The organism is Actinoallomurus iriomotensis (genome assembly GCF_030269445.1).
GTDB lineage: Bacteria > Actinomycetota > Actinomycetes > Streptosporangiales > Streptosporangiaceae > Actinoallomurus > Actinoallomurus iriomotensis.
Window position 1 is genome coordinate 265,529 of sequence record NZ_BSTJ01000001.1, and the last position, 22,570, is coordinate 288,098.

The window sequence follows — 22,570 nt, forward strand, 5'->3', positions numbered from 1 at the left end:
ACATCGTCGAGAACTGCCAAACCCGGACATCCGCGGTTGTGACCAGGGCGGGTTTCACGATCCCCACGCACGGGGTAAACCGCCGGGGCGGTCGTCAGATCCCCCGCATGCGCAGCACGTGGAGCGCGAGGGTCAGGTTGAGCCGGAGGTGGGCGTCCTCGGTGAACGGGCCGAGGAGCCGTTCGAGCTTGCCGATCCGGTAGCGCAGGGTGTTGTAGTGGAAGTGCAGCCGGCGCGCCGTCTCGGCCACGTTGAGGTTCGTCTCCAGCAGCACCTGGAGCGTGCGCCGCAGGTCGACGGCCTCCGGGTCGCCGTCGCCGGCGAGCTCGCCGAGGGTCTCCTCGACGAACGCGTGCAGCTCGGCGGTGTCGCCCACCAGGCTCAGCAGCCGGAAGACGCCGAGCTGGTCGAAGTGCGCGACCGCCCCGTCACCGTGGAGCTGGCGGCCCACACGCACCGCCTTGACCGCCTGGTCGTAGGCGGCCGGCAGGTCGCCCGGCACCGCGGCCGTGCGGCTGACGCCGATCGAGAACGTCCGCCCGGCGTCGGTGAACACCGCGGCGGCGTCCTTGGCGAGCGTCGCGACGTCGCAGGTGTCCGCGCCGAGGACGGCGACGACCTCGTGACTGAAGCCGGCCACGGCGCCCTTGCGGTCGCGGCGGCGTACGGCCGAGGTCAGCGCCGCGGTCAGCCGGTCCTGGAGCATCCGCTCGTCCGGCACGCCCGCCGGGCCGCGGTCCAGCTCGGCCACGACCACCATGACGGGACGGCCGAGGTCCCAGCCGAAGCTCGCGCTGTGCGCGACGACGTGCTCGTCACCGCCTCCCGGCCGGCCGGTGAGCACGTCGCGCAGGAAGTCGGCGCGGTACTTGCTCTCCACCGCCGAGACGGCCTGCTGTTTGGTGATGACCAGCGCGGCGACCGTGGCGGCACGTTCCAACATGCCGACCTCGGGCGCGGTGTCGCCGACCGCCGTCATCCGGCCGTAGGTGTAGCCGCCGGCCACGACCGGCACGGTCGTACGGTCGCCGTGCGCGCCGTAGTCCCCGGGTCCGGGGCCGGCCTCCCGCACCGCCGCCAGGTGACGCTCGTCGCCGGAGGCGGCCAGTTCGTTCCCGTCGCCGTCGACGACCGCGACGGCCGCGCCGATCACCGCGGCGACCTCGTCGGTGATCTCCTGCAGTCCGCCGCCGCACAGCACGATCTGCACGAGCGCCCGGTGCACCTCCTCGGTGCGCGCGAGGATCGCGGCCTGCCGGTTGAGGATGTCGGTCAGGACCTGGTTGAGCACGTCGTCGAACCCGACGTCGTTGGGCAGCAGGATCAGCGGGAAGCCCAGCCGGTCGGCCTGCTCCAGCATCTCGTCCGGGAGGCCGTCGAGGTAGCGGCCGAGCTTGATCGCGATCGCCGCGAGACCCCGCTCGTCGAGGTCGGCGACCAGGTGGCCGAGTGACTGCGGCGTGTTGCGCAGGGGGTATCCGGTGGTGAGGAGCAGCTCGTGCGGCTTCACCCAGCCGAGGATGTCCGGCACCTCCATCACGTTGAGGCGCTGCACCACCCGGCCGAGTCCGCTCTCACCGGCGATCACGCGAGCCCCGGAGAGCGCGGGAACCCCGAGCACCTCCCCGACCGACAGCCCGTAGGTCAGGGTTCCGGTGCTCGCGAGGCGCAGTGTGGGAGGGAGGGGTTCGGTGAAGGACATGGGTGCCCGATCTGCCGCAGTTGACCACCTATGCGCGAACAACCATGACAAGAGACACGAACGATGGCAACCATCCTTGGCAGAATTCTCCATACGGCCGGACCCCGGCCCGGTCTACGTTCGCCACGAGCGAGCCATCACGGGGAGGCGATCTGGTGACGGTGTCCACCGCCCGGCGCAGGACCGGCACGCGTGGCTCCCACGCGGCGGCGCCCACTCTCGCCGGCGCCGCCAGCCTGGGCGTCCGCTCCGCGCTCGGCGGGCCCCGGCGTCACGGCCGGGTCATCGCCGTGTTCCCCACCGCCGTCTACCTCCGGGTCGACCGGTCCTCCGAGCCCGCGGTGATCGCGCTGACCACCTCCGACGCCGTACGCCCGCCGAACGCGGTCGTGCTGGCCGTCCCCGGCCGGCAGGAGCCGTTCCGCGCGGTGCGCGAGGGCGACGAGGCGTACGTCGGCGACGGCTGCGCCCTGGTCGACGGGCGGCTGCGCGCGCGGGTGCGCCGCTGGTGGGACCCCACGCCCGTGCTCGGGCCGCTGTCGCTGGCCCGGCTCTCGCACGGTGAGCGCGCGCTCGGCGCCGTCACCGGGCCGTGGGGGCTGTCCGGCCACGAGACGCCGAAGAGGCTCGCGGAGGCCTGCCTGGCGGGCGACCTCGCGCACGCCGTGGACGCCGCCGAGCGCATCGTCGGCCTCGGCCCGGGCCTGACGCCCAGCGGCGACGACGCCCTGGCCGGCCTGCTGCTCGCCCTGCGCCTGCTCGGCGGCGCGGTGCCCGGCGGCGGGCGCGCGGTGTGGCTCGCCGACTGGCTCGGCGCCGCCGTCACCGCCCACGCGGGCGACCGTACGACTTCGCTCGCCGCGACCCTGCTGCACTGCGCCGCGCGCGGCCAGGCGAGTTTCGAGGCCGCGGCCGTCCTGCGCGGCATCGCCGGCCAGGACCCGCTCGTCCCCGCCGCGCGGCGGCTGCTCGCCACCGGTCACACGTCCGGCGCCGACCTGACGTGGGGCCTGCTGCTCGGCTGCCGCGCCGCGCTGGCGCTGAGCTCCGCCGCCCGGCCCGCGCCCGGCGAGGACCCGTGAGCGAGCCGACACGACCGAGCAGGAGGCTGGACACTCTGGGCACCAAAGAACTGGTGGAGGTACGGCCCGGCGCGTACCACGACTCGGTGACGCTCATGCGGGCCGGCCGCCGCCTGACCGAACGCCCGGGGGTGAGCGCCGCGCTGACGGCCATGGCCACCACGCTCAACGTCGACCTGCTCGCCGAGATGGGCTTCACGCCTCCGCGCGGGGCGCGGCCCGACGACCTGCTCGTGGCGATCCGCGCGGACGACGAGGCCGCGCTGGAGGCCGCCCGCGCCGCCGTCGACGAGTTGCTCGCCACCCGCGCCGCGCCCCGCGCGTTCGGCGCCCCTCCCCCGGCCCGCACCACCGGGTCGGCGGCCCGGCGGATCGACGCCACCGTCGCGCTGATCTCGGTGCCCGGACCGTACGTCTTCGCCGAGGCGATGGACGCGCTGGAGGCCGGGCTGAACCCCATGATCTTCAGCGACAACGTGCCGGTCGAGCACGAGCTGGCGCTCAAGGAGACGGCCGCGCGGCGCGGCCTGCTCGTGATGGGCCCCGACTGCGGCACCGCCGTGATCGGCGGCGTCGGGCTCGGCTTCGCCAACGTCGTGCGTCCCGGCCGGATCGGCCTGGTCGCCGCCTCCGGCACCGGCGCCCAGCAGGTCATGAGCCTGCTCGACGAGGCCGGCGCGGGGATCAGCCACGTGCTGGGCGTCGGCGGGCGCGACCTGTCCGCCGAGATCAGCGGCCGCTCGGCGCTCCAGGCCCTGCGGGCGCTGGACGCCGACCCGGCGACCGACCTGATCGTCGTGGTCTCCAAACCGCCCGCCCCGGAGGTCGGCGACCTCATCCGCGCCGCGGCGCGACGGCTGGCCACCCCGGTCCGCTTCGGCCTGCTCGGCGAAGGCGGCGCGGATCTGACCGCCGTGGCCGAGGACGCCCTGAAGGCCGTCGGCGCGCCGGTGCCGTCCTGGCCGTCCTGGACACCCGCGGCGCGTGCGCACGCGCCGCGGCGCGGCCGGATCCGCGGGCTGTTCGCCGGGGGCACGCTGTGCGCGGAGGCGTCGATCGTCGCCGGTGCGACACCGCACGAGATGACCGACCTCGGCGACGACCGGTACACCCGTGGCCGCGCCCATCCGATGATCGACCCGACGCTGCGGCTCGAACGCCTCGCCGCGGAGACGGCGAGCGACGCGAACGCGGTCGTGCTCATCGACGTCGTCCTCGGCCACGGTGCCGACCCCGATCCCGCCGCCGCCCTGGTCCCGCTCGTGCGGGACGCCCGGGTGCCGGTGGTCGTGTCGCTGTGCGGCACCTCCGGCGACCCGCAGGGCCGCGACCGGCAGGCCCGGGCGCTCACGGACGCCGGCGCGGCGGTCTTCGCCTCCAACGCGGCGGCCACGCGTCACGCCGTCACCCTCGCGGAAGGATCGTGACCATGCGCGGGAGAGACGACGACGGCGCCGGGCTCGGCGGGCTGCTCACCCGCGAGGTGAAGGTCGTCGCGGCCGGCGCGTCCGTGCTGGCCGACGCGCTCGCCGAGCAGGCGGTACCGGTCGAGCCGGTCGAGTGGCGACCGCCGGCCGAAGATCTGGCCGGTGATCTGGCCGTCGTCATGGGCGACCGGCGCCGCGCGGACGCCAACGCCGAGGCGGTCCGCCGCATGCTCGACGCCCGGCCCCACCTGGTCGACGTCCGGCCCGCGAGCGAGGTCCTCGGCATCGAGCGCGGCGCGTTCCTCCACGCCGGACCGCCTTTGACCTGGGATCGCGCCTCGGGCCCGATGCGCGGCGCGCTCATCGGCGCGGCGCTCTTCGAGGGCCTGGCGGACACGCCGGAGGACGCCGAGCGGATGCTGCGGACGGCGCCCATCGACCCCTGTCACCATCACCGCGCGGTCGGCCCGATGGCCGGTGTGGTCAGCCCGTCGATGTGGATGTTCGTGGTCGAGGACGCCGAGAGCGGCGGCACCGCGTACTGCTCGCTCAACGAGGGGCTCGGCAAGGTGCTGCGCTACGGGGCGTACGGGCCGGAGGTGATCGAGCGGCTGCGCTGGATGGCCGGCGACCTCGGCCCGGCGCTGCGCGACGCGGTGCGGGCGCACGGCCCCGTCGACCTGCGCGCGATCATGGCGCAGGCGCTGCACATGGGCGACGAGCTGCACAACCGCAACCGCGCGGCGACCTCCCTGTTCGTGCGCGAGCTGGCGGGCGACCTGGCCGAGGCGGGCGGCGCGGAGGCGCTGCGGTTCGCGGCCGGAAACGACCACTTCTTCCTGAACCTGGCCATGGCCGCGGGCAAGGTGAGCACGGACGCGGCCCGCGGGGTGCCCGGCTCGTCGATGGTCGTGGCGATGGCGCGGAACGGCACGGACTTCGGCGTCCAGGTCTCCGGCACGGGAGACCGCTGGTTCACCGGGCCGGCCGGCGTGCCCGACGGGCTCTACCTGGGCTCGTACGGCCCGGCCGACGCCAACCCCGACATCGGCGACTCGACCATCACCGAGACGACCGGGGTGGGCGGATTCGCCATGGCGGCGGCGCCGGCGATCGTGCGGTTCATCGGCGGCGAGGTGCCCGACGCGCTCGCCGCGACACAGCGGATGTACGAGATCACGCTGGCCGAGCACCCGGCCTTCCAGGTGCCGATCCTGGACTTTCGCGGCACACCGGTGGGCATCGACGTCACCAAGGTCGTCCGCACCGGCCTGCTGCCGGTCGTCAACACCGGTATCGCCGGCCGCGTCGCCGGCACCGGCCAGGTGGGCGCCGGCCTGGTGTCCCCGCCGGCCGAGGTCTTCCCCCAGGCCGTGCGCGCCCTGGCCGAGGAGGCGACAATCACACCATGACGCTCTCGGGTGACCAGTACGAGATCTCCGCCGGGCCCTATACGGCGATCGTGACCGAGCAGGGCGCGAGCCTGCGCGCGCTCGCCTGCGACGGCCGTCCGCTGATCCTCTCCCACGACGCCGACGAGCCGACGCCGGCCGCCGCCGGGCAGCTGCTCGCGCCCTGGCCCAACCGCATCGACCACGGCCGCTACTCCTTCGGCGGCGAGACCCACGCCCTGCCGATCAACGAGGGCCCGCTGGACAACGCGATCCACGGGCTCGTCCGGTTCGCGCCCTGGCGCGTCGCCGCGCACGAACGACACCGCGTGTCCCTCACGCACCGGCTGCTCGGGTACTCGGGCTATCCGTTCCGCCTCGACCTCACCGTGGAGTACGCCCTCGACGCCGACGGCGGGCTGACGGTGCGCCAGTCGGCGCGCAACGCCGGATCACGCGTCGCGCCGTACGGGCACGGGGCGCACCCCTACCTCACGCTCGGGCGGCCGCTGGACGAGTGCGAACTGCTCGTCACCGCCGAGCGCTACCTGGAGATCGACCGGCGCGCCATCCCGGTCGGAGCCCCGCAGGACGTCGCCGGCACGCCGTACGACTTCCGCGAGCCGCGGCGGCTCGGCGCCACCGCGATCAACAACCCCTACACCGGGCTGGTCCGCGACGGCGACGGCCGCGCGTGGATACGGCTCAGTGACGGCGAGCAGGCCGTGGCGCTGTGGGCGGGCGAGGGGCACCCGTGGCTGGAGGTCTACACCCGCGACGAGGTGACCGACGAGACGTGGCGCACCGGCCTCGGTGCCGAGCCGATGACCTGCCCGCCCAACTCCTTCGTCACCGGCGTCGACCTCATCGCGCTCGAGCCCGGCGAGGAGACCACCGGCGTGTGGGGCGTCACCGCGGGCTGACGGCCGTACGTGATCACCCGTCTCGGGGCGGTTCCGGTCGGTAACGTGGGCCGCAGCATCTCTGGGAGGGAAACCGCGGTGAAGTTGACTCTGTCCTCGCTCGACGATCTGAACGCTCGCGTCGAGGAGGCGCGCGCCGAGCACGAACGCCGCCACCCCGGCGAGCCGGCGGACCGGCAGCCGGTGCACACGGTGTACGTGCCCGCGGACCGTTTCACCGCGGACACCCCCGGCGAGCTGGGCGCGGAGGCGCTGCGGCTGCTGGACGCCCACGCCGCGGACCCTTCCACGTTGACCGCGGCGTTCGGCGTCGAGCCGTCGCTGACCGAGACGGTACGCGAGCGGGTCGCCGCCAAGCTCTCCCGTGACCCGGTCGAGGACGTGCGGATCGACTTCGAGGACGGCTACGGCGTACGCGACGACGAAGAGGAGGACGCGCACGTCGCCGCCGCCGTCGAGCAGGTCGCGCGGGCGTACGAGACGCGGCGGCTGCCCTACTACTGGGGACTGCGGGTCCGGTCGTTCGCGGACGGCGGGCACGCGCGGTCGATGCGCACTCTCGACGGGTTCCTCACCGGGCTGGCCGAACGCCTCGGCAAGCTGCCGGGCGGCTTCGTGGTGACGTTCCCGAAGATCATCACGGCCGAGCACGTGAAGATCTTCACCGAGTTCCTGTCCCGGTTCGAGGACGAGATCGGGCTGCCGGAGAACATGCTGCGCTTCGAGATCCAGGTCGAGACCCCCGAGTCGGTCACCGGCCTGCCCGCGATCGTCGAGGCCGCCGGCGGCCGGCTGAGGGCCGCCCACTTCGGCGTCTACGACTACACGGCCGCGCTGGGGCTGCCGCCGTCGGAGCAGCGGCTGGACCACCCGTCCTGCGAGTACGCCCGGCACGTCATGCAGGTGACGCTGGTCGGCACGGGCGTGCGCCTGTCGGACGGCTCGACCAACATCGTCCCGGCGGGTGACGAGACGGCCGACGTCCACAAGGCGTGGCGCCGCCACTCCGCCCTGGTGCGCTACTCCCTGCTGCACGGCTACAACCAGGGCTGGGACCTGCACGCGGCCCACCTGGCCAGCCGGTTCGCCACCGTCTACGCCTTCCACCTGAACGGCCTGGACGACGTCATCGACCGGGTCCGCGCGTGGAACGACGCCGGAGGCGCCGACGGCCCGGCGGACGGCGTGCTCGACGAGCCGGCGACCATCAAGGCACTGACCGCACGGCTGCGGCGCGCGGTCGACTGCGGCGCGATCGACGCCGACGCCGTCACGCTTCCCTGAGATCCGCCTCGCGCCCGAAGATCATCGAATCGGCGCCGCGGCCCTCGTCGTCGGCGCCGTCGAGCCCGGCGATCGTCCGGCGGAGGTTCTCCACCGCGACCGTCTGCTCGTACATGCGGCCCATGATGTCGCGCAGCGTGTGCACCACGACCATCGTGGCCTCCGCCTGCGCCATCGTGGCATGGACCTGGGCCTTGGCAACGTCCGGCACGGGGGCGCTCATGGCCTCGGCCGCCTTGGCGAGGTGACCCGCCGTGCTGTCGTTGTGCGTGACCCAGTGGTAGCCGGGCTCTTCCGGCCAGTTGCTCATCGCGCGCCTTCCCACGGTCGCCCCGGCACCGTTGTTCGTCACTTACGCCACAGAGCCCCCGGCCTGTGGAAGACGCGCGAGCGCCGCGGCCGGTTGTCACCGGGACCCGCCGTACCTCTGAAGATCTTCGGGCGTGTCGATGTCGCCGGGGTCGGCGATGTCATCGCAGGCCACCGGAACCACGAGGTCGGACCGGGCGCGCAGGAACTCACGCGCCCCCACGTCGCCCTTCGCGTACGCGGCGGCCTCGTCGAAGTACTCGTGGGCGATGAGGACCGGGTTGCGCGGACGGCCGCCGTAGGTCGCCACCGCGACCCGCGCCCCGGTCTCGTAGGCCGCCCGCAGCCGCCGCACGGCCGCGGCGGTGACGTGGGGCTGGTCGACCAGGGCGATCACCACGGCCGGGCAGGCGGGCGCGAGCGCGGACAGCCCGGTCCGCAGCGAGGAGCCCATCCCGCTGCGCCATTCGGGGTTGTGCACGACCACGGCGCCCGCGACGTCGACGCGCGCCGCGCCGGTGATCACGACGATCGGCGTGCAGCCGGCCTCGTGCAGCATCCGCACGCCCCGGTCCACCAGGCGCGTCCCGTCGATCTCGACGAGCGCCTTCGGCGTACCGAGCCTGCTCCCCTCCCCCGCGGCGAGCAACAGTCCCGCGGGCGCTCCCGCATGCCTGGTCTCCATGCTCGGACAGCGTATCCACGTCCCGCGCCGCCGACCGGCCGAATCGCTGATCATCATCGCCCCGGTGCCGCGATCACGTGCCAATCCCGGCATATCGGGGAAGGGCCTGGCAGAGGGCGCGAAGGCCCGCTCGCCGAGGCCGGCACCACCCGCAGGTGACACCCGGGCCGTCTTCACGGTGCCTGGCGCCCGGCCGTTCAGGCACCGTGGATGCGGCCCGCCGTGTCGGTGAGGGCCTGGCCGGTCCCGCCCCAGCGGAGCTGGATCAGTTCGGCCGCGATCGAGACCGCGGTCTCCTCCGGGGTGCGCGCGCCCAGGTCCAGGCCGATCGGCGAGCGGAGGCGGGCGATCTCCGCGTCCGTGACGCCCGCGTCGCGGAGGCGCGCGAGGCGGTCGTCGTGGGTGCGGCGGGAGCCCATCGCGCCCACGTAGCCCGCGCGGGTGCGCAGCGCCACCTCCAGCAGCGGCACGTCGAACTTCGGGTCGTGGGTCAGCACGCAGATCACCGTGCGCTCGTCCACGTCCGCCTCGGCCTCGGTGAGGAACTTGTGCGGCCACTTCACCACGACCTCGTCCGCCTCGGGGAACCGCTTGGCGGTCGCGAAGACCGGGCGGGCGTCGCAGACGGTCACGTGGTAGCCGAGGAACTTGCCGATCCGGGCGACGGCCGCGGCGAAGTCGATCGCGCCGAACACCAGCATGCGCGGCGGCGGAGCGAACGAGTGGACGAACACGCCCAGCTCGTCGAGCCGGCGCTCGCCGTTGCGGCCGTACCGGCGGATGCCGGTGGTGCCCTGGGCGAGCATGCCGCGCACGTCGTCGTCCACGGCCTCGTCCAGCCGCTCGACGCCGAGTGAGCCCTCCGCGCGCTCCCCCCACACGATCCGCCGGGCGCCGATCTCGCCGGGGCCCTCGATCACGGTGGCGATCGCGACCGGCTCGTGCCGCTCGATGGAGGCGACGATCTCGCCGAACAGCGGGAACGTCCGCGGGCTGATCGGCTCGACGAGGATGTCGAGGATGCCGCCGCAGGTCAGCCCGACGGCGAAGGCGTCGTCGTCGCTGACGCCGTACCGCTGCACGACCGGCCGGCCCGACTCCACGACCTCCTGTGCCAGCTCGTACACCGCGCCCTCGACGCAGCCGCCGGACACGCTGCCCACGACCTCACCGCCACCGGAGACGGCCATCGCGGCCCCTGCGGGACGTGGGGCGCTGCGGAAGGTGTTCACGACGGTCGCCAGCCCGAACGTCTCCCCCTCGTCGTACCACTTGGCGATATCGCCGAGGACGTCACGCATTTCCGATCACCCCTGCCAGTTCTTCCAGTGCGGCCAGGCTGTGACCGGCCACGAAGTGGTCAACGTACGGAAGCGCCGCGAGCATCCCTCCGGTGAGCGGTTCGTAGCCCGGCTGGGCCTTGTGCGGGTTGGACCACACCACCCGGTACGCGAGCCGGCGCAGCCGCGCCATCTGCTCGCCGAGGAGTGACGGGTCACCGCGTTCCCAGCCGTCGGAGGCGATGACGACGATCGCGCCGCGGGCCATGCCGCGCTGCCCGAAGCGGTCGAGGAACTCCTTCAGCTCCTCCCCCAGCCTCGTGCCGCCGCTCCAGTCCGGGATCGCCGCCGACACCGTCCGCATCGCGGCGTCCGGCTCGCGGTGCCGCAGCTCCCGCGTGACCCGGGTCAGCCGGGTGCCCGCGCTGAAGACCTCCGTCGTACGCGGCGCGGAGCGGACGGCGGCGTGCGCGAAGCGCAGGAGCACGTCGGCATACGGGCTCATCGAGCCGCTCACGTCCACGATCAGCACGACGCGCCGCGGCCGGGTGCGGTGGGCGCGGTAGCGCAGGCCGGAGATCTCCCCGCCGCGCCGCAGGATGGAGCGGACCGTACGGTGCTGGTCGAGACGCCCGCGATGCCGCGCGGTGAAGCGCCGCGACCGGCGCCGGGCGGAGACGTCGTCGAGCAGGGCGAGCAGCCGGTGCACCTCGGCACGCTCGGCGGCGCTGAGCCGGGCCACGTCCCGCGAGCGCAGCACCTCGATCTCGCTGGCGGTCGCCAGGGACACGTCGTCGGGCTCGTCGCCGCCCTCGGCCGTGCCCGGCGTGGCGGCCGGCCTGATGACGGTGACCGGGGGCGGCATCGTGCGGGTCACCGGGGGCGTGCGGCCGGTGAAGTACGCGGCGAAGCACCGGTCGTAGCGCGGCAGGTCGGCCGGGTCGGCGCACATGGTCAGCCGCCCGGCCCAGTACACGTCACCCGGATCGAGCACGTCGAGGTGGCTCACCGCGTCGATCATCGCCTGGACGCGTTCGGGATCGGCGCCGACGCCCGCGGCGCGGAGCGTACGGGCGAAGCCGGTGAGCGTCTCCACCACGTCCCGGGGCACGGTCAGCCCCCGTTGAACAGCGCTTCGATGCCGCCCTGCACGACGCGCTCGGTGTCCTCGCGGTACTTCAGGACGGTGCCGAGCGTCACCGCGGCCGTCTCCGGGTCCAGGTCGCGCGCGCCGAGGGCGACGAGCGCCTCGGCCCAGTCGAGGCTTTCCGCGATGCCCGGCGCCTTCAGCAGGTCCAGCCCCCGCAGCCGGCCCGCGGCGCCCGCCACCTGGCGTACGAGGGTCTCGGTCGCCTCCGGGAGCCTGCGGCGGATGATCGCCACCTCGCGTTCGAAGGCCGGGTGTTCCAGCCAGTGGTACAGGCAGCGGCGCTTGAGCGCGTCGTGCACCTCGCGGGTGCGGTTCGACGTGACGACGACCACGGGGGGCCGCCGGGCACTGATCGTGCCGAGCTCGGGGATGGAGATCGTGAAGTCGCTCAGCACTTCGAGCAGGAACGCCTCGAACTCGTCGTCGGCCCGGTCGATCTCGTCGACGAGCAGGACGCTCGGCCGCTCCTCCGTCGAGGTCTCCAGCGCCTGCAGCAGGGGGCGCGAGACGAGGAAGCGCCGGTCGTACAGCTCCGACTCCAGCCGCGCGACGTCCGTGACCCCGGCCGCCTCGGCGGCGCGCAGGTGCAGGAGCTGGCGGGGGAAGTCCCAGTCGTACAGCGCCTGAGCGGCGTCCAGGCCCTCATAGCACTGCAGGCGGATCAGGGGGACGTCCAGGACGGCGGCGAGCGTCTTGGCCAGCTCGGTCTTGCCGACGCCCGCCTCCCCCTCCAGGAACAGTGGCCGGCGCATGCGCAGGCCGAGGAAACAGGCCGTGGCGAGGCCCTCGTCGGACAGGTACGCGTGTGCTTCGAGGGCCTCACTGAGAGCCTTCGGCGACGCGAACTCCGACGCCGGGTTCAACGTGGAATGCGGCACGCATCAAGGCTACTTCCCGCGCCGGGGCGGGACGCTCACGCCTCGGACAGGTAGTACGGGATCTTCGTCTCGCGGGCGTGCAGCGCGGGCGGAAGCCGGCGCCCGACGCGGCCGAGCCTGCGACGGGCCTCGTCCGGCGGGAAGAAGGCGTGGTCGTCCAGCTCGTCCTCCTGCAGCCGGATCCGCTCGGGGCCGTCGAGCTCGCCGCCGTCGAAGATGAAGGTCACGATGGGGCGGGGCCGCGGAGCGCGGGCAGGCGCCCAGCCGACGAGCAGCAGCGGCCCGACCGGCAGGTCGAGGCCGATCTCCTCCTTCACCTCACGGGCGCAGGTGGCCTCGGGCGGCTCGCCCTCGTCGGCCGTGCCGCCGGGCATCAGCCAGTGGTCGAGATAGTGGGGTTTGACCAGCAGGACCCGCCCGGTGGGGTCGGTGATCAGCGCTCCGGCCGCGACGTACGCGGCGGGGAGCCCGGCGTAGTAGATCTCCGGCTCGACGAAGCCGGCCGGCCGTGTCACCGCCGGACGGTCCCCCTGAACGTCATCGGTCACCCGCAGGAGGCTACCGCTCCTCCCGACCGCGGACGGGCATCCGCCAGATGGTCGGTGAGAAGGGCGCGACAGACCGGTGCGTCAGGCCCTTCGGGATGCGCCGCTCCTCGTGCTCTTGGCGCGACATCGGCGAGCGTCGCCAGGCCTCACGCGCCTTTCGCGGGACCACGGCGGCCGGCGGGGATCACGTCGTGCGGAACTGTCGGGGCGCTCCGATAGCTTCCGGTCATGATCGAAACAGCCGCTCGGGAGCAGCGCAGCGCCGAGCCGGTCGTGCGACCCGTACGCCCCCGCAAGCTGGGCAAAGTCCCCTTCGTCGAACTGGCGGACGGGCGGCTGCAGGGCGTCGTGTCGAGCGGTTCGGACCTCGCCCGCGTCTACGTCTCCTCGATCAGCGCCGCCACCCACGGGTTCAGCTGCAGCACCAACAACAACCGCCCGTGCGGCGGGCTGTCGGGCGGCTCCCCGTGCAAGCACCTGCGAGCGCTCGCCGACGAGGCCGTGCTGCAGTACGGCCTCGACCGCGTCACCCGCTACCTGCGCGTGGAGGCCGGTGACGACGACGACCTGATGAGCCGCCTGGACGGCACCCGCGAGGCCGCGCCGGCGGCCGGGGTGTTCAGCCGTTTCCTGCGGCATCTGGCCTACCTCGAACTCCCCGGCAGCACGGCGCCGATCGCCGAGATGCACTGGTTCCCGGCCGTCTCCGCGGAGGTCCGCTGATGCTCGGGGTCCAGCTCGCCGAGCTGACCGGCGCGGCGCCGGACGGCACGGAGGAGGCGCTCGACCTGGTGGCCGGGTTCGACGACGCCCTCGCACACGGGCTCGGCCGGCTCGGCGGGGAGCGATCCGCGGCGCTGACCGCGTTGGCCGGCGCCCTGGACGCGACGCCGCTCGGCCCGGCCGTGCGCGAGGCCGCCGAGAAGATCGCCGCCGGTTCCGTCACGGACGAGCACCTCGCGGCACTGGCCGGAGGGCGCACCGCGCTGTTCGGCGCCGTCCACGACGCCCTGCTCGGCCGGCTCGACGCCGCGCTCGGCCGTACGAGGGCCGGCTGGGCCGAGGCCGCGATCGAGACCGATGCCGAGGCTCCCCTGCTCGGCGCCGCCCGCTCCTGGCTCCAGGAGCTGGCCATCACCGGATGGCGGGGCGTCGACCACGATCTCGTCTCCGCCTCCGACCAGGCCGTCGAGGCGCTGCTCGCCGACCCCGGCGCGCGGCGGCTCGCGGTGCTGCTCGACGGCCTCGCCGCCGAACTGCGGGCCTCCTCGCCCGTGGCCACGATGGAGCGGCTGCCGGTGCGGCGCTGGGCCGACCTCTGGGCACGGGCACTGCTGCTCTGCCGCCCGGGAGGTCGGTCGGGGCTGGTTGGTCGGGAAGAACCGGGAGGTCGGTCGGGGCCGGTTGGTCGGGAAGAACAGGGGTCGGTCGGCCGGGAGGAGCCCACGCAGGTGTCGGGGCGGCTGCTGATCCTCGGCGTCGACGTGCACGAGCACGCCACCGCGGTCCAGGCGCAGGTCCACGCGGTCCTCGAACCCGCCGGAGGGGCTCGGCCGCGCGTCGTACGCGTCAGCGTGGGCGCCGCGAAGGTGGACACGATCGTCGGCCCGGCGGTGTGGCGGCTGCTGGACGCGCATCCGACGCTGCTCGGCGCCCTGGCCGAGCGCCGCGGTCTGGACGTCACGGACATGTCCCTGCCGGCGAGCGGTGACCTGATCTGGCACGACGACCGCGCCGCCCTGGCCGAACCCGCCGACCCGTTCGTCACCGCCCGCGTGCTGCTGCCGGAGGCCGCCTTCCCGGCCGTGCCGCCGCTGGAGCGCCACCCGGTGCGCATCGCCGAGCCCGTGCTGGTGGAGGGCCATCGGATCGGCGACGGCGCCGTCGAGCTGGACGGCCACACGCTCGCGCTCGACCTGGACCGGCTGCCGGGCCTCGGGCCGCTGACCCCGGCGATGGTGACCGCCGCCGAGGCGTGCGTCGGGCTGGTCCGCTGGGACGGCGGCCGGTGGACGCTCCAGCCGCTCGCCGTACGCGGCACGCTGAAGCGCAAGCCGTTCGAGGCGCACGGCGGCGACTGGGCGATGGGGCCCACCGACCCGAAGGTCGTGAAGGCCGAGGCCAAGGCCGGCGACGCGGTCGCCGTGCTCCGAGAGCGGGCGGGACGGCTGCTGCGACGATGACCGAGACACCCATCACCGCCCCGGGCGACGAGACGCGCCGTCAGGTCCTCTACTGGCGGCTGCTGGCCCGGGTGTTCGACGCCGACGAGCAGCCCGCGCTGGAGACGGCGAGCGTGGCCATCGTCGACGACGTCGGCCTGCCGACCGCGCTGCTCGACCCGTCCCTCTCGGTGGACAACCTCATCCAGCGCTTCCCCGAGCTGGGCGACGAGCTGCGCGGCCTGATGGCGGGCGGCGAGGCGGGAGGCGATCGCGTACGCCGGGCGGCGCTGATGTCGAAGCTGCTCCTCAGCGTGTTCGCCACCGGCTCGGGCAGCGTCACGGCCACGCAGCTCGCGAGCTGGCAGAAGGACGCGGGCCGGCTCCGCGAAGCACTCGGCGAGGAGTGCGCGGGCGGGCTGGCCGGCACGCTGTCGGAGCTGGAGGGCGACCTCGTACGCCGCATGCGGCTCCGCGAGGTGCTGGCGGACCCGGCGCTGGCGAGCCGGCTGACGCCCAGCATGTCGCTGATCGAGCAGCTGCTGCGCGACAAGTCCAACCTGTCGGGCGTCGCCCTCGCCAACGCCAAGTCGCTGATCCGCCGCTACGTCGACGAGGTCGCACAGGTGCTGCGCACACAGGTCCAGCAGACGAGCGCGGGCACCCTCGACCGTTCGGTGCCGCCGAAGCGGGTCTTCCGCAACCTCGACCTCCAGCGCACGATCTGGAAGAACCTCACCAACTACAGCCCCGAGGACGAACGCCTCTACGTCGACCGGCTGTTCTACCGGCACACCGCCAAGCGCACCACGCCGCCCCGGCTGATCGTGGTGGTCGACCAGTCGGGCTCGATGGTCGACTCGATGGTCAACTGCACGATCCTCGCGTCGATCTTCGCGGGCCTGCCCAAGGTCGACGTGCACCTGATCGCGTACGACACCCGGGCGCTCGACCTGACGCCATGGGTGCACGATCCGTTCGAGGTGCTGCTGCGGACCAACCTCGGCGGCGGCAACGACGGGCCGGTGGCGATGGCGATGGCCCGGCCGAAGATCTCCAACCCGCGCGACACCGTGATGGTGTGGATCTCCGACTTCTACGAGTTCGACCGGTCCCAGCCGCTGTTCGACGGCATCGAGGCGGTGCACCGCTCGGGGGTGAAGTTCATCCCGGTCGGCTCGGTGAACAGCTCGGGCCGGCAGAGCGTGAACCCCTGGTTCCGCCAGCGCTTCAAGGACCTCGGCACTCCCGTGATCTCAGGACACATCCGCAAGCTCGTGTTCGAGCTCAAGAACTTCCTCGCCTAGGAGAGAAACGATCGTGACCGATGACATGCTCCGCGCCCCAGCCGAGGTCAAGTACGCCGAGGAGCTCGACTGGCTGGAGTCCGTCGACGACGGGCCAAAGCCGTTCTCCTGGCGGCTCAGCCCCCGCATGGTGCGCACGTTCGTGCTCGGGTCGGCGCGGTCCGACGGCCTCGACCGGGAGATCCCGCAGAAGTGGTTCGGCGACCGGACCTTCGTCGAGCGCGGCATCGTCACCCTGGCGTCCGACCGCGGCCTGCTGCTGATCGGCGACCCGGGCACCGGCAAGAGCTGGCTGGCCGAGCTGCTGTCCGCCGCGATCTCCCGCAACTCCACCCTGGTCGTGCAGGGTACGGCGGGCACCACGGAGGACCACGTCAAGTACTCCTGGAACGTCTCGATGGTGATCGCCAAGGGCCAGTCGCGCGAGTCGATGATCCCTTCGCCGATCATGACCGCGATGGAGCAGGGCGTGATCGGCCGGTTCGAGGAGCTGACCCGCTCGACCAGTGACGTGCAGGACGCGCTGATCTCGATCCTGTCCGAGAAGTACGTCTCCATCCCGGAGCTCGACCGCGACAACATCGTCTTCGCCCAGCCCGGGTTCTCGATCATCGCGACGGCCAACAGCCGCGACCGCGGCGTCAACGACCTGTCCTCGGCGCTGAAGCGCCGGTTCAACTTCGTCCGCATCCCGGTGGTGACCAACAAGCGCAGCGAGGCCGAGATCATCCGGTTCCGCACCACCGAGCTGATGCGCCGGCACCGGATCGAGCTGGAGGTGCCGCCCACGCTGCTGGACGTCCTGCTGGAGAGCTTCGCCGACCTGCGGGCGGCCTCGGCGTCGGCCACCAGCGACGATGAGCGGCTGGAGTCCGCGCTGTCGACCGCCGAGCAGATCGGCGTGCTAGAAGACGCCATCCTGCACAGCCGCTTCTTCGGCGACAGCTCGCTCCGCGCCGAGACGCTCGCGAGCTCGCTCGTCGGGTCGCTGGCCCGGCGCAGCCCCGAGGACCTCGCCATCTTGAACAAGTTCTGGCACGGCGTGGTCGAGCCGCGCGGCAAGAAGGACAAGGACGGTCCGTGGCACGCCTTCCTCGAAGGCGGCCGCGAGGCGATCGCCACCCTGTCATGAGCGACCGGCATGGTGCGTCCGGCACCTTCGACGCGCTGCGCGAGCAGCTGACGACCGCCGCCGAGGCGTTCGCCGGCGGTCCGAGCGCCGTGCCGGGGATCCTCTCGGGCATGGTCGACGACGTCGACCGCGCGCTGTCCGAGCGGCTCGAGATCTTTCCGGTGTGCCACCACTCGCCGGCGTCGGCACTCGCGATGGCGAAGCGGCTGCGCGACAAGCAGCCCAAGGTCGTCTACCTGGAGCTGTGCGAGGACCTGCGACCGCTGCTGGACGAGCTGCGCAACTGCCGCCTGCCGGTCGCGTTGCAGGCGTTCGCGTCGGAGATCGACGGGTTCCCGCCGGAGGCGGCGCCGCTCAGCGTGGTGGCGCCCATCACCGAGGCGTCCGCGGAGTACCAGGCCATCGCGTACGCCCTCGACACTCCGGGTGTCGAGCTGGTGCTGGTGGACCGTTCGACCGACCACGTGTTCCAGTGGGAACCGGACGCGCCCGCCGGGACGGCGGCCCCGGAGGCGGAGACCGATTCTGAGGACGACGCGGCGCTGCACGGCGACGCCGTCGGCCTCGAGATCGGCGACCTGCGGCCCGGATTCGCCGAGCTGGAGGAGCACCTGCTCCACCACGGCCGGGTCCGGCACTGGTCCGAGTGGTGGGACCAGTACGTCGAGCAGCCGCTGATCGGCGCGGACCACGCCACGTACCGCCAGGTCATGGTCCTGATCGGCAGCCTGTTCCGCCGGCTGCGGCCCGGCCGGCGCGGCCTCAGGGTCGAGGAGGACCGCGAACGGTACATGTGGACCCGCATGCGCGAGCACCTCGCCTCCTCCGGCGCCGACCCGGCCGACTGCCTGTACGTCTGCGGCGCCTTCCACGCGGCCAGCACGGTCGCGCAGTTCGGCCTCGACGGCGACGCCGAGCCGTTCGAGATCAGCCCGCGGACGGGCACCCGCTGGCTCTACGGGCTGATCCCGTCCAGCCACGCGGCCATCGAGGCGCAGTTCGGCCTGGCCTCCGGCTCGGTGTCGATCGCCGCCGCCACGTGGGACAAGGCGCGACGGCACGCACGCGTCACGCCGTACCGTCTCAAGGGCCAGAAGGGCACCCGCGAACCCGCGAAGAATCCCGTCTCGGCGCCGCCGGAGCCGGTCGCCGACCGGCTGTCCGGCTTCCTGGCCGCGCCGCCGGCACTCGACGCCGTCGACGAGGACGAGCTGCTCGGCTGGTGCACCGGCATCGTCGGGCTGGCCCGGCGCAACGGCTACCTCGCCAGCACGGCCGACGCGATCGCGGTGTTCGAGACGTCCGTCCTGCTCGCCGGGCTGCGGGGCCGCCGGCGCCCCACCCCGTACGACTTCCAGGACGCCGCGATCACGTGCATCGAGAAGGACGTCGTGCCCGGCCGGCGCGACGTGCGCCGCCTCTGCGAGATCCTCCTCGGCGGTGACCGGATCGGCCAGGTCGGGTACGACGCGCTGCCGCCGCTGGCGCGCGATGTCCTCGACCGGCTCGCGCCCCTGGGGCTCGACCTGGAGAAGCGCACGATCCAGCGGGCCCTGATCGACCTCGGCGCGCGGCCCGAGCTGGCGCCGTGCTCCCAGTTGCTGTGGATCCTGCGTCACCTGCTGCCCGACGACGCCGTACGCCCGATCATGGGCTCGCGCCGGCTCGGCGAGCGCTCGATCCAGGAGAGCTGGGACCTCGCGATCGGCCGCAACCAGCGTTCGCTCATCGAGCTGGGGTACGAGGGCGTCAGCGTCGAGCAGGTGCTCGAACAGCGGCTCCGGCGCGCCGTGCACGCCGAGCACGCCACCGCGTCCGTCGCGCTCGACGCGGTCGAGCAGTCCCTCCTCTACCTCGGCGGCGGCCGGCTCACCGACGAGCTGGGCGCGCGGGCCGTGGAGCTGCTGTCCGCCGAACGCACGGTCGACGACGCGCCGGAGGTGCTTCGCCGCATGCGCCGGCTGCTCGCGCACTACCGGGCGACCCGGCCCGCGTTGCCCCGGTGGTGCGAGGCGTTCGTGACCACGGGGTACGCCCACTACTGCACGCTGTTGCCGACCGCGTTCACCGACGACGACACCGGCGTGCGGCAGGTGGCGGCCATGCTCGGGTTCCTGTTCGGGATGGAGAGCCTGGCGCTGTCCTTCGGCTGCGACCACGCCCAGCTCGAACTCGCCGTACGCCAGTCGCATCCGGAGGCGCCCGCGAAGGTGGCGCTGCTGTGGGCCGCGAGCTCCCAGCTGGGCCTGCTGTCCCAGGCCGACCTGCGCACCCGGTGCGACGACCTGCTGGCGAATCCGCTGATCGTCCCGACGTTCCCGCAGTACATCAGCGGGTTCGTCCAGGCGCTCGAACCGGTACCGGCGCTGACGCCGCTGGTGGTCGAGGTGATCTCCAAGGCGTTCGCCCGGCTCCCCGACACCGTCCTGCTCCCCTGGCTGCCCACGTTGATCACCACGCTGCGCGACAACGCACGGGAACTCGTGCCGGTCCTCGTCCGCGAGGCGGGCCGCACGTTCCCCGGCACCCTGGCGGGCGTCGACACGTGGGTGCCGCCGTGGTCGGAGCGGCCCGCCCCTGCTCCGGCGGAACCGGTGCCGGCCGGGCCGGTGGCGGATCTGCTGGCCGCCCACCCGGCGTCGTACGAGGCGGTGGCGGACCTGCTCGGCTACGACCGTACGGCCGGCGCCCCGCTCCGGCCGGGCGAAGCCGAGGCGGCGGCGCTGTCGGCCCGGCACCCGGAGACCGCCGAGGCCGTCGCGGCACTGCTCGGCTGCCCGGCGCATCAGGCGAACCCATGATGCGCCGGCTCGGCCGGCCGATCCACCGCACGGCCATGTCGATCACGGCCGCGGCGAACGAGCGCCCGGTCGAACCGCTCCCGGTCGGTCTCGGGTCGCTCGGCGAGCGGCGCGCGGGCCTCGGCAACGGCCCGCGATGGCGATCGTCCACGCGAACGCGGAGCCGTTTCCCGGGCCCAGCCGGGGATCGGTGATCGCGGTCGGGTCCGTCCGGTCGTAGCCGGCCCTGATCGCGTCTCCAGACCGGCGACGGCCGGCCACCGCGCCGGCGGTCGCCGTCCGCGGCCCGCCCCGGCTGCCGGCGAACACCACGAGCACCGTGGGGCGCCTGCCTCGGCGATACGAACGGACGACGCCGGAGGCGAGGACGCCGGTCATGCGCCGTCGCAGCGGTCGCGAAGAGGAAACAGGTCCGTGGGACCGGCCCGACGGGGCATCCGGAGCTGAACGGATCGTGGTGCGCGCCTCCGGTCCGGCCCTGCCCATGTCGATCGCCGTCCTCCCATCGCCCGAGCCGACCGTGCGCGGCTCAGTGGCAGCGCATGGCCGCCGACGTCTCGCCGAAGCCGCCCGCCGGGATCGTGACGTACATCGTTCCGGCGCCGTCCCAAGGCCCAGCCGAACCGCGCGTCCTCGGCGAGCTGATCGCGGGGCCGTCCGCGCCGCGGCCGGTCACCGAGGATGCGTACGAGGTGTCGGGCCGGCCGAAGGCACGGTGGCGGCCGACGGTATTCCCGTCGAGGTCCGCCATCGCGTCGAGGATCAGCGGCGACGCGCCCCAGTGTTCGGCCGTGTGCGACTGCCACGTCGCCGTCCTCCGTGTTCCAGCCGCCCGGAAGCGTGATCGCTTCGGCCGGGCGGACGGGGCGTGGTGGGCGGCATCCTCACTGAACCCCACGCCGCCGCCCTCGACGCCCCAGCCCCCCGAAACATGACCCACCTCAACCACGCGGACGGGGTGGTGGGGTGGCTCCTCGCCGGACGAACGCCGGCCGGGCGGCCGGGCGCCCTACCGCTCGGCCGGCCGAGCGAGTCCCGGCCACCGCGCGCGGTCGCCATCGGACGCCTGGACGCCGGTCGTCGGATGGTCACCGTGCTCGTTGGAGGACTGTGATGAGTACGCCGTCGCCGACGGTGATCGACTCGGTCGGCTTCCAGGCCGACTTGTCCGAGGTCTCCCCGAACAGGCGCCGCCCGGTGCCGAGGAGGACCGGGAACGTCATGAGGTGGAGTTCGTCGACCAGGTCGTGCTCGAGCAGTCCCCGTACGAGCCGAATGCTGCCGGGGACCGAGATGTCGCCGTCCACCTCGTCCTTGAGCCGGGTCACCTCCTCGGCCAGGCCGCCGGAGAGCACGCGCGTGTTGTTCCACTCCGGGTCGGTGAGCGTGCTGGAGACCACGAACTTCGGCATCCCGTTGTACTTCTCGGCGAGCTCGCCCTCGTACTGCGGCCAGGCCGCGGCGAATCCCTCGTAGGTCCGGCGGCCGAGGAGCAACGCCTCGGCGCCGAGCGCCTCATCGAGCTTGAACCGCTCGCCCTCCTCCCCCCGGTCGAACTCGAAGCTCCAGTTCGCGTACTTGAAGTCCTCACCGCCAGGTGCTTCCGCGACGCCGTCGAGCGAGACGAACTCGGTGACCACGACTCTTCCCATGTCCGCACCCTCCTTCAGCGGGCGTGGGCGAAGTCGCGCAGCGCGGCGGCGAGCACCCCGGCGGGGGCGCTGTGCTGCTCGCCCTCGACGGCGAGCAGAGTCGCGGTCGGCAGCAGCTCGGCGAGCGCACGGGCACCCGCGACGATGAACGGGTACGTCCCGGTACCGTGCATCACCAGCGTGGACGCCGTGACGGCGGCCCACCGATCACGAGGCAACGGGGCGCCCGACATCGTGGTCCCCATGATCCGGCCGTCATAGGCGATCGTCGGCGCGACCGCCTCCATGACCGGCCAGAACTCACTCTCCCGCATCCCACCGACGGCCTCGCCGGGCAGACCGACCGCAGCCGTCAGGAACAGCTCCGCGGCGTCCCCAGGGCGACCGTCGGCCACGGCGGCGTCGAGACGCTCCACATAGTCCACCGGCAACGGCGGCCGGCTGTCATCGACGACGAACGGCGGCTCGAACAGCGCCAGCCGGGCGATCGGCAGACCCGCCGCCGCGGCGTCCAGCGCGAGAACCGCGCCGGACGACCACCCGAACACCGTCACCGGCGCGCCCGCCACCTCGATGAGCGCGGCGAGATCCTCGATCTCGCGCTCCACCGCGTACGGCGCGGTGTCGGTGCTCTCACCACGCCCACGACGGTCATAGGCGTAAGTCCGGAAATCCGCGCTCAGCAGCCGCCCGATCTCCTCGTTCGTCGGGTTGATGGCGGGGTAGGCGGTCGCGCCGTCGATGATGATGAGCGGCTCGCCCTCGCCCCACGCGGTGAACGCGATCACGGTGCCATCGGCGGACACGGCGGCCGCACTGACGTTCTCGGTCATCTGGCTTGCCCTTCCTGACATGGA

General features: G+C 73.4%; 20 protein-coding genes. 10 read left to right on the forward strand and 10 right to left on the reverse strand.

Annotated features, from left to right (window positions below):
- Positions 1-94: 94 nt before the first annotated feature.
- Positions 95-1,702 carry a PucR family transcriptional regulator gene (locus QSK37_RS01245; RefSeq protein WP_285616916.1) on the reverse strand — a complete coding sequence of 536 codons (1,608 nt, stop codon included), beginning with the start codon at positions 1,700-1,702 and terminating at the stop codon, positions 95-97.
- Between the two features lie 155 nt (positions 1,703-1,857).
- Between QSK37_RS01245 and QSK37_RS01250 the strand changes: the two genes are divergently transcribed.
- From QSK37_RS01250 to QSK37_RS01270, 5 genes are all read left to right on the forward strand, one after another.
- The gene (locus tag QSK37_RS01250; protein WP_285616917.1) at positions 1,858-2,784 is read left to right on the forward strand and encodes an oxamate carbamoyltransferase subunit AllH family protein; all 927 of its coding nucleotides are present in this window, start codon (positions 1,858-1,860) and stop codon (positions 2,782-2,784) included.
- Entirely contained in the window at positions 2,781-4,211 is a 1,431-nt protein-coding gene (locus tag QSK37_RS01255) for an AllF/FdrA family protein (RefSeq protein ID WP_285616918.1), read from the forward strand. Before QSK37_RS01250 ends, QSK37_RS01255 begins: the two co-directional genes overlap by 4 nt.
- Before the next feature lie 2 nt (positions 4,212-4,213).
- Positions 4,214-5,623 (forward strand): YlbE family protein, encoded by a 1,410-nt coding sequence (locus tag QSK37_RS01260; protein ID WP_285616919.1) that lies wholly within the window; start codon positions 4,214-4,216, stop codon positions 5,621-5,623.
- Positions 5,620-6,525, forward strand: a complete 906-nt coding sequence (locus QSK37_RS01265; RefSeq protein WP_285616921.1) for an aldose 1-epimerase family protein — start codon at positions 5,620-5,622, stop codon at positions 6,523-6,525. Before QSK37_RS01260 ends, QSK37_RS01265 begins: the two co-directional genes overlap by 4 nt.
- A 78-nt stretch (positions 6,526-6,603) precedes the next feature.
- On the forward strand, positions 6,604-7,809 hold the full coding sequence (locus tag QSK37_RS01270) for a DUF6986 family protein (protein WP_285616922.1): 1,206 nt from the start codon (positions 6,604-6,606) through the stop codon (positions 7,807-7,809).
- Here the strand turns inward: QSK37_RS01270 and QSK37_RS01275 are convergent.
- The 6 genes from QSK37_RS01275 to QSK37_RS01300 form a co-directional block, all read right to left on the reverse strand.
- The gene (locus QSK37_RS01275; RefSeq protein WP_285616923.1) at positions 7,796-8,119 is read right to left on the reverse strand and encodes a hypothetical protein; all 324 of its coding nucleotides are present in this window, start codon (positions 8,117-8,119) and stop codon (positions 7,796-7,798) included. The genes QSK37_RS01270 and QSK37_RS01275 overlap by 14 nt on opposite strands.
- Positions 8,120-8,215: 96 nt before the next feature.
- On the reverse strand, positions 8,216-8,803 hold the full coding sequence (locus tag QSK37_RS01280) for a nucleotidyltransferase family protein (RefSeq protein WP_285616924.1): 588 nt from the start codon (positions 8,801-8,803) through the stop codon (positions 8,216-8,218).
- A 197-nt stretch (positions 8,804-9,000) separates the two neighbouring features.
- On the reverse strand, positions 9,001-10,104 hold the full coding sequence (locus QSK37_RS01285; protein ID WP_285616925.1) for an XdhC family protein: 1,104 nt from the start codon (positions 10,102-10,104) through the stop codon (positions 9,001-9,003).
- Positions 10,097-11,194, reverse strand: coding sequence for a vWA domain-containing protein (locus QSK37_RS01290; RefSeq protein WP_285616927.1), 1,098 nt, complete (start codon positions 11,192-11,194; stop codon positions 10,097-10,099). The genes QSK37_RS01285 and QSK37_RS01290 overlap by 8 nt, the downstream gene beginning before the upstream one ends.
- A gap of 2 nt (positions 11,195-11,196) precedes the next feature.
- Positions 11,197-12,111, reverse strand: coding sequence for an AAA family ATPase (locus QSK37_RS01295; RefSeq protein ID WP_285616928.1), 915 nt, complete (start codon positions 12,109-12,111; stop codon positions 11,197-11,199).
- Positions 12,112-12,146: 35 nt separating this feature from the next.
- Positions 12,147-12,659, reverse strand: a complete 513-nt coding sequence (locus tag QSK37_RS01300) for an NUDIX domain-containing protein (RefSeq protein ID WP_285616929.1) — start codon at positions 12,657-12,659, stop codon at positions 12,147-12,149.
- A gap of 228 nt (positions 12,660-12,887) precedes the next feature.
- Here QSK37_RS01300 and QSK37_RS01305 point away from each other — a divergent pair, with 228 nt between their 5' ends.
- Genes QSK37_RS01305 through QSK37_RS01325 form a run of 5 tightly spaced genes read left to right on the forward strand, consistent with a single transcriptional unit; the run spans position 12,888 to position 20,061 of the window.
- The gene (locus QSK37_RS01305; protein WP_285616931.1) at positions 12,888-13,382 is read left to right on the forward strand and encodes a hypothetical protein; all 495 of its coding nucleotides are present in this window, start codon (positions 12,888-12,890) and stop codon (positions 13,380-13,382) included.
- Positions 13,382-14,842 carry a hypothetical protein gene (locus tag QSK37_RS01310; RefSeq protein WP_285616932.1) on the forward strand — a complete coding sequence of 487 codons (1,461 nt, stop codon included), beginning with the start codon at positions 13,382-13,384 and terminating at the stop codon, positions 14,840-14,842. The genes QSK37_RS01305 and QSK37_RS01310 overlap by 1 nt, the downstream gene beginning before the upstream one ends.
- Positions 14,839-16,128 carry a vWA domain-containing protein gene (locus QSK37_RS01315; RefSeq protein WP_285616934.1) on the forward strand — a complete coding sequence of 430 codons (1,290 nt, stop codon included), beginning with the start codon at positions 14,839-14,841 and terminating at the stop codon, positions 16,126-16,128. Before QSK37_RS01310 ends, QSK37_RS01315 begins: the two co-directional genes overlap by 4 nt.
- A gap of 13 nt (positions 16,129-16,141) precedes the next feature.
- Positions 16,142-17,260 carry an ATP-binding protein gene (locus QSK37_RS01320; RefSeq protein WP_285616936.1) on the forward strand — a complete coding sequence of 373 codons (1,119 nt, stop codon included), beginning with the start codon at positions 16,142-16,144 and terminating at the stop codon, positions 17,258-17,260.
- Positions 17,257-20,061: a DUF5682 family protein gene (locus QSK37_RS01325; RefSeq protein WP_285616938.1), complete on the forward strand. Its 2,805-nt coding sequence runs from the start codon at positions 17,257-17,259 to the stop codon at positions 20,059-20,061. Before QSK37_RS01320 ends, QSK37_RS01325 begins: the two co-directional genes overlap by 4 nt.
- A 529-nt stretch (positions 20,062-20,590) precedes the next feature.
- On the opposite strand, the gene QSK37_RS01330 is transcribed toward QSK37_RS01325, so the two are convergent.
- From QSK37_RS01330 to QSK37_RS01340, 3 genes are all read right to left on the reverse strand, one after another.
- Entirely contained in the window at positions 20,591-20,812 is a 222-nt protein-coding gene (locus tag QSK37_RS01330) for a hypothetical protein (protein ID WP_285616939.1), read from the reverse strand.
- A 337-nt stretch (positions 20,813-21,149) separates the two neighbouring features.
- Positions 21,150-21,713 carry a dihydrofolate reductase family protein gene (locus tag QSK37_RS01335; protein ID WP_285616940.1) on the reverse strand — a complete coding sequence of 188 codons (564 nt, stop codon included), beginning with the start codon at positions 21,711-21,713 and terminating at the stop codon, positions 21,150-21,152.
- Between the two features lie 14 nt (positions 21,714-21,727).
- Positions 21,728-22,546, reverse strand: coding sequence for an alpha/beta fold hydrolase (locus QSK37_RS01340; RefSeq protein WP_285616942.1), 819 nt, complete (start codon positions 22,544-22,546; stop codon positions 21,728-21,730).
- Between the last annotated feature and the right edge of the window lie 24 nt (positions 22,547-22,570).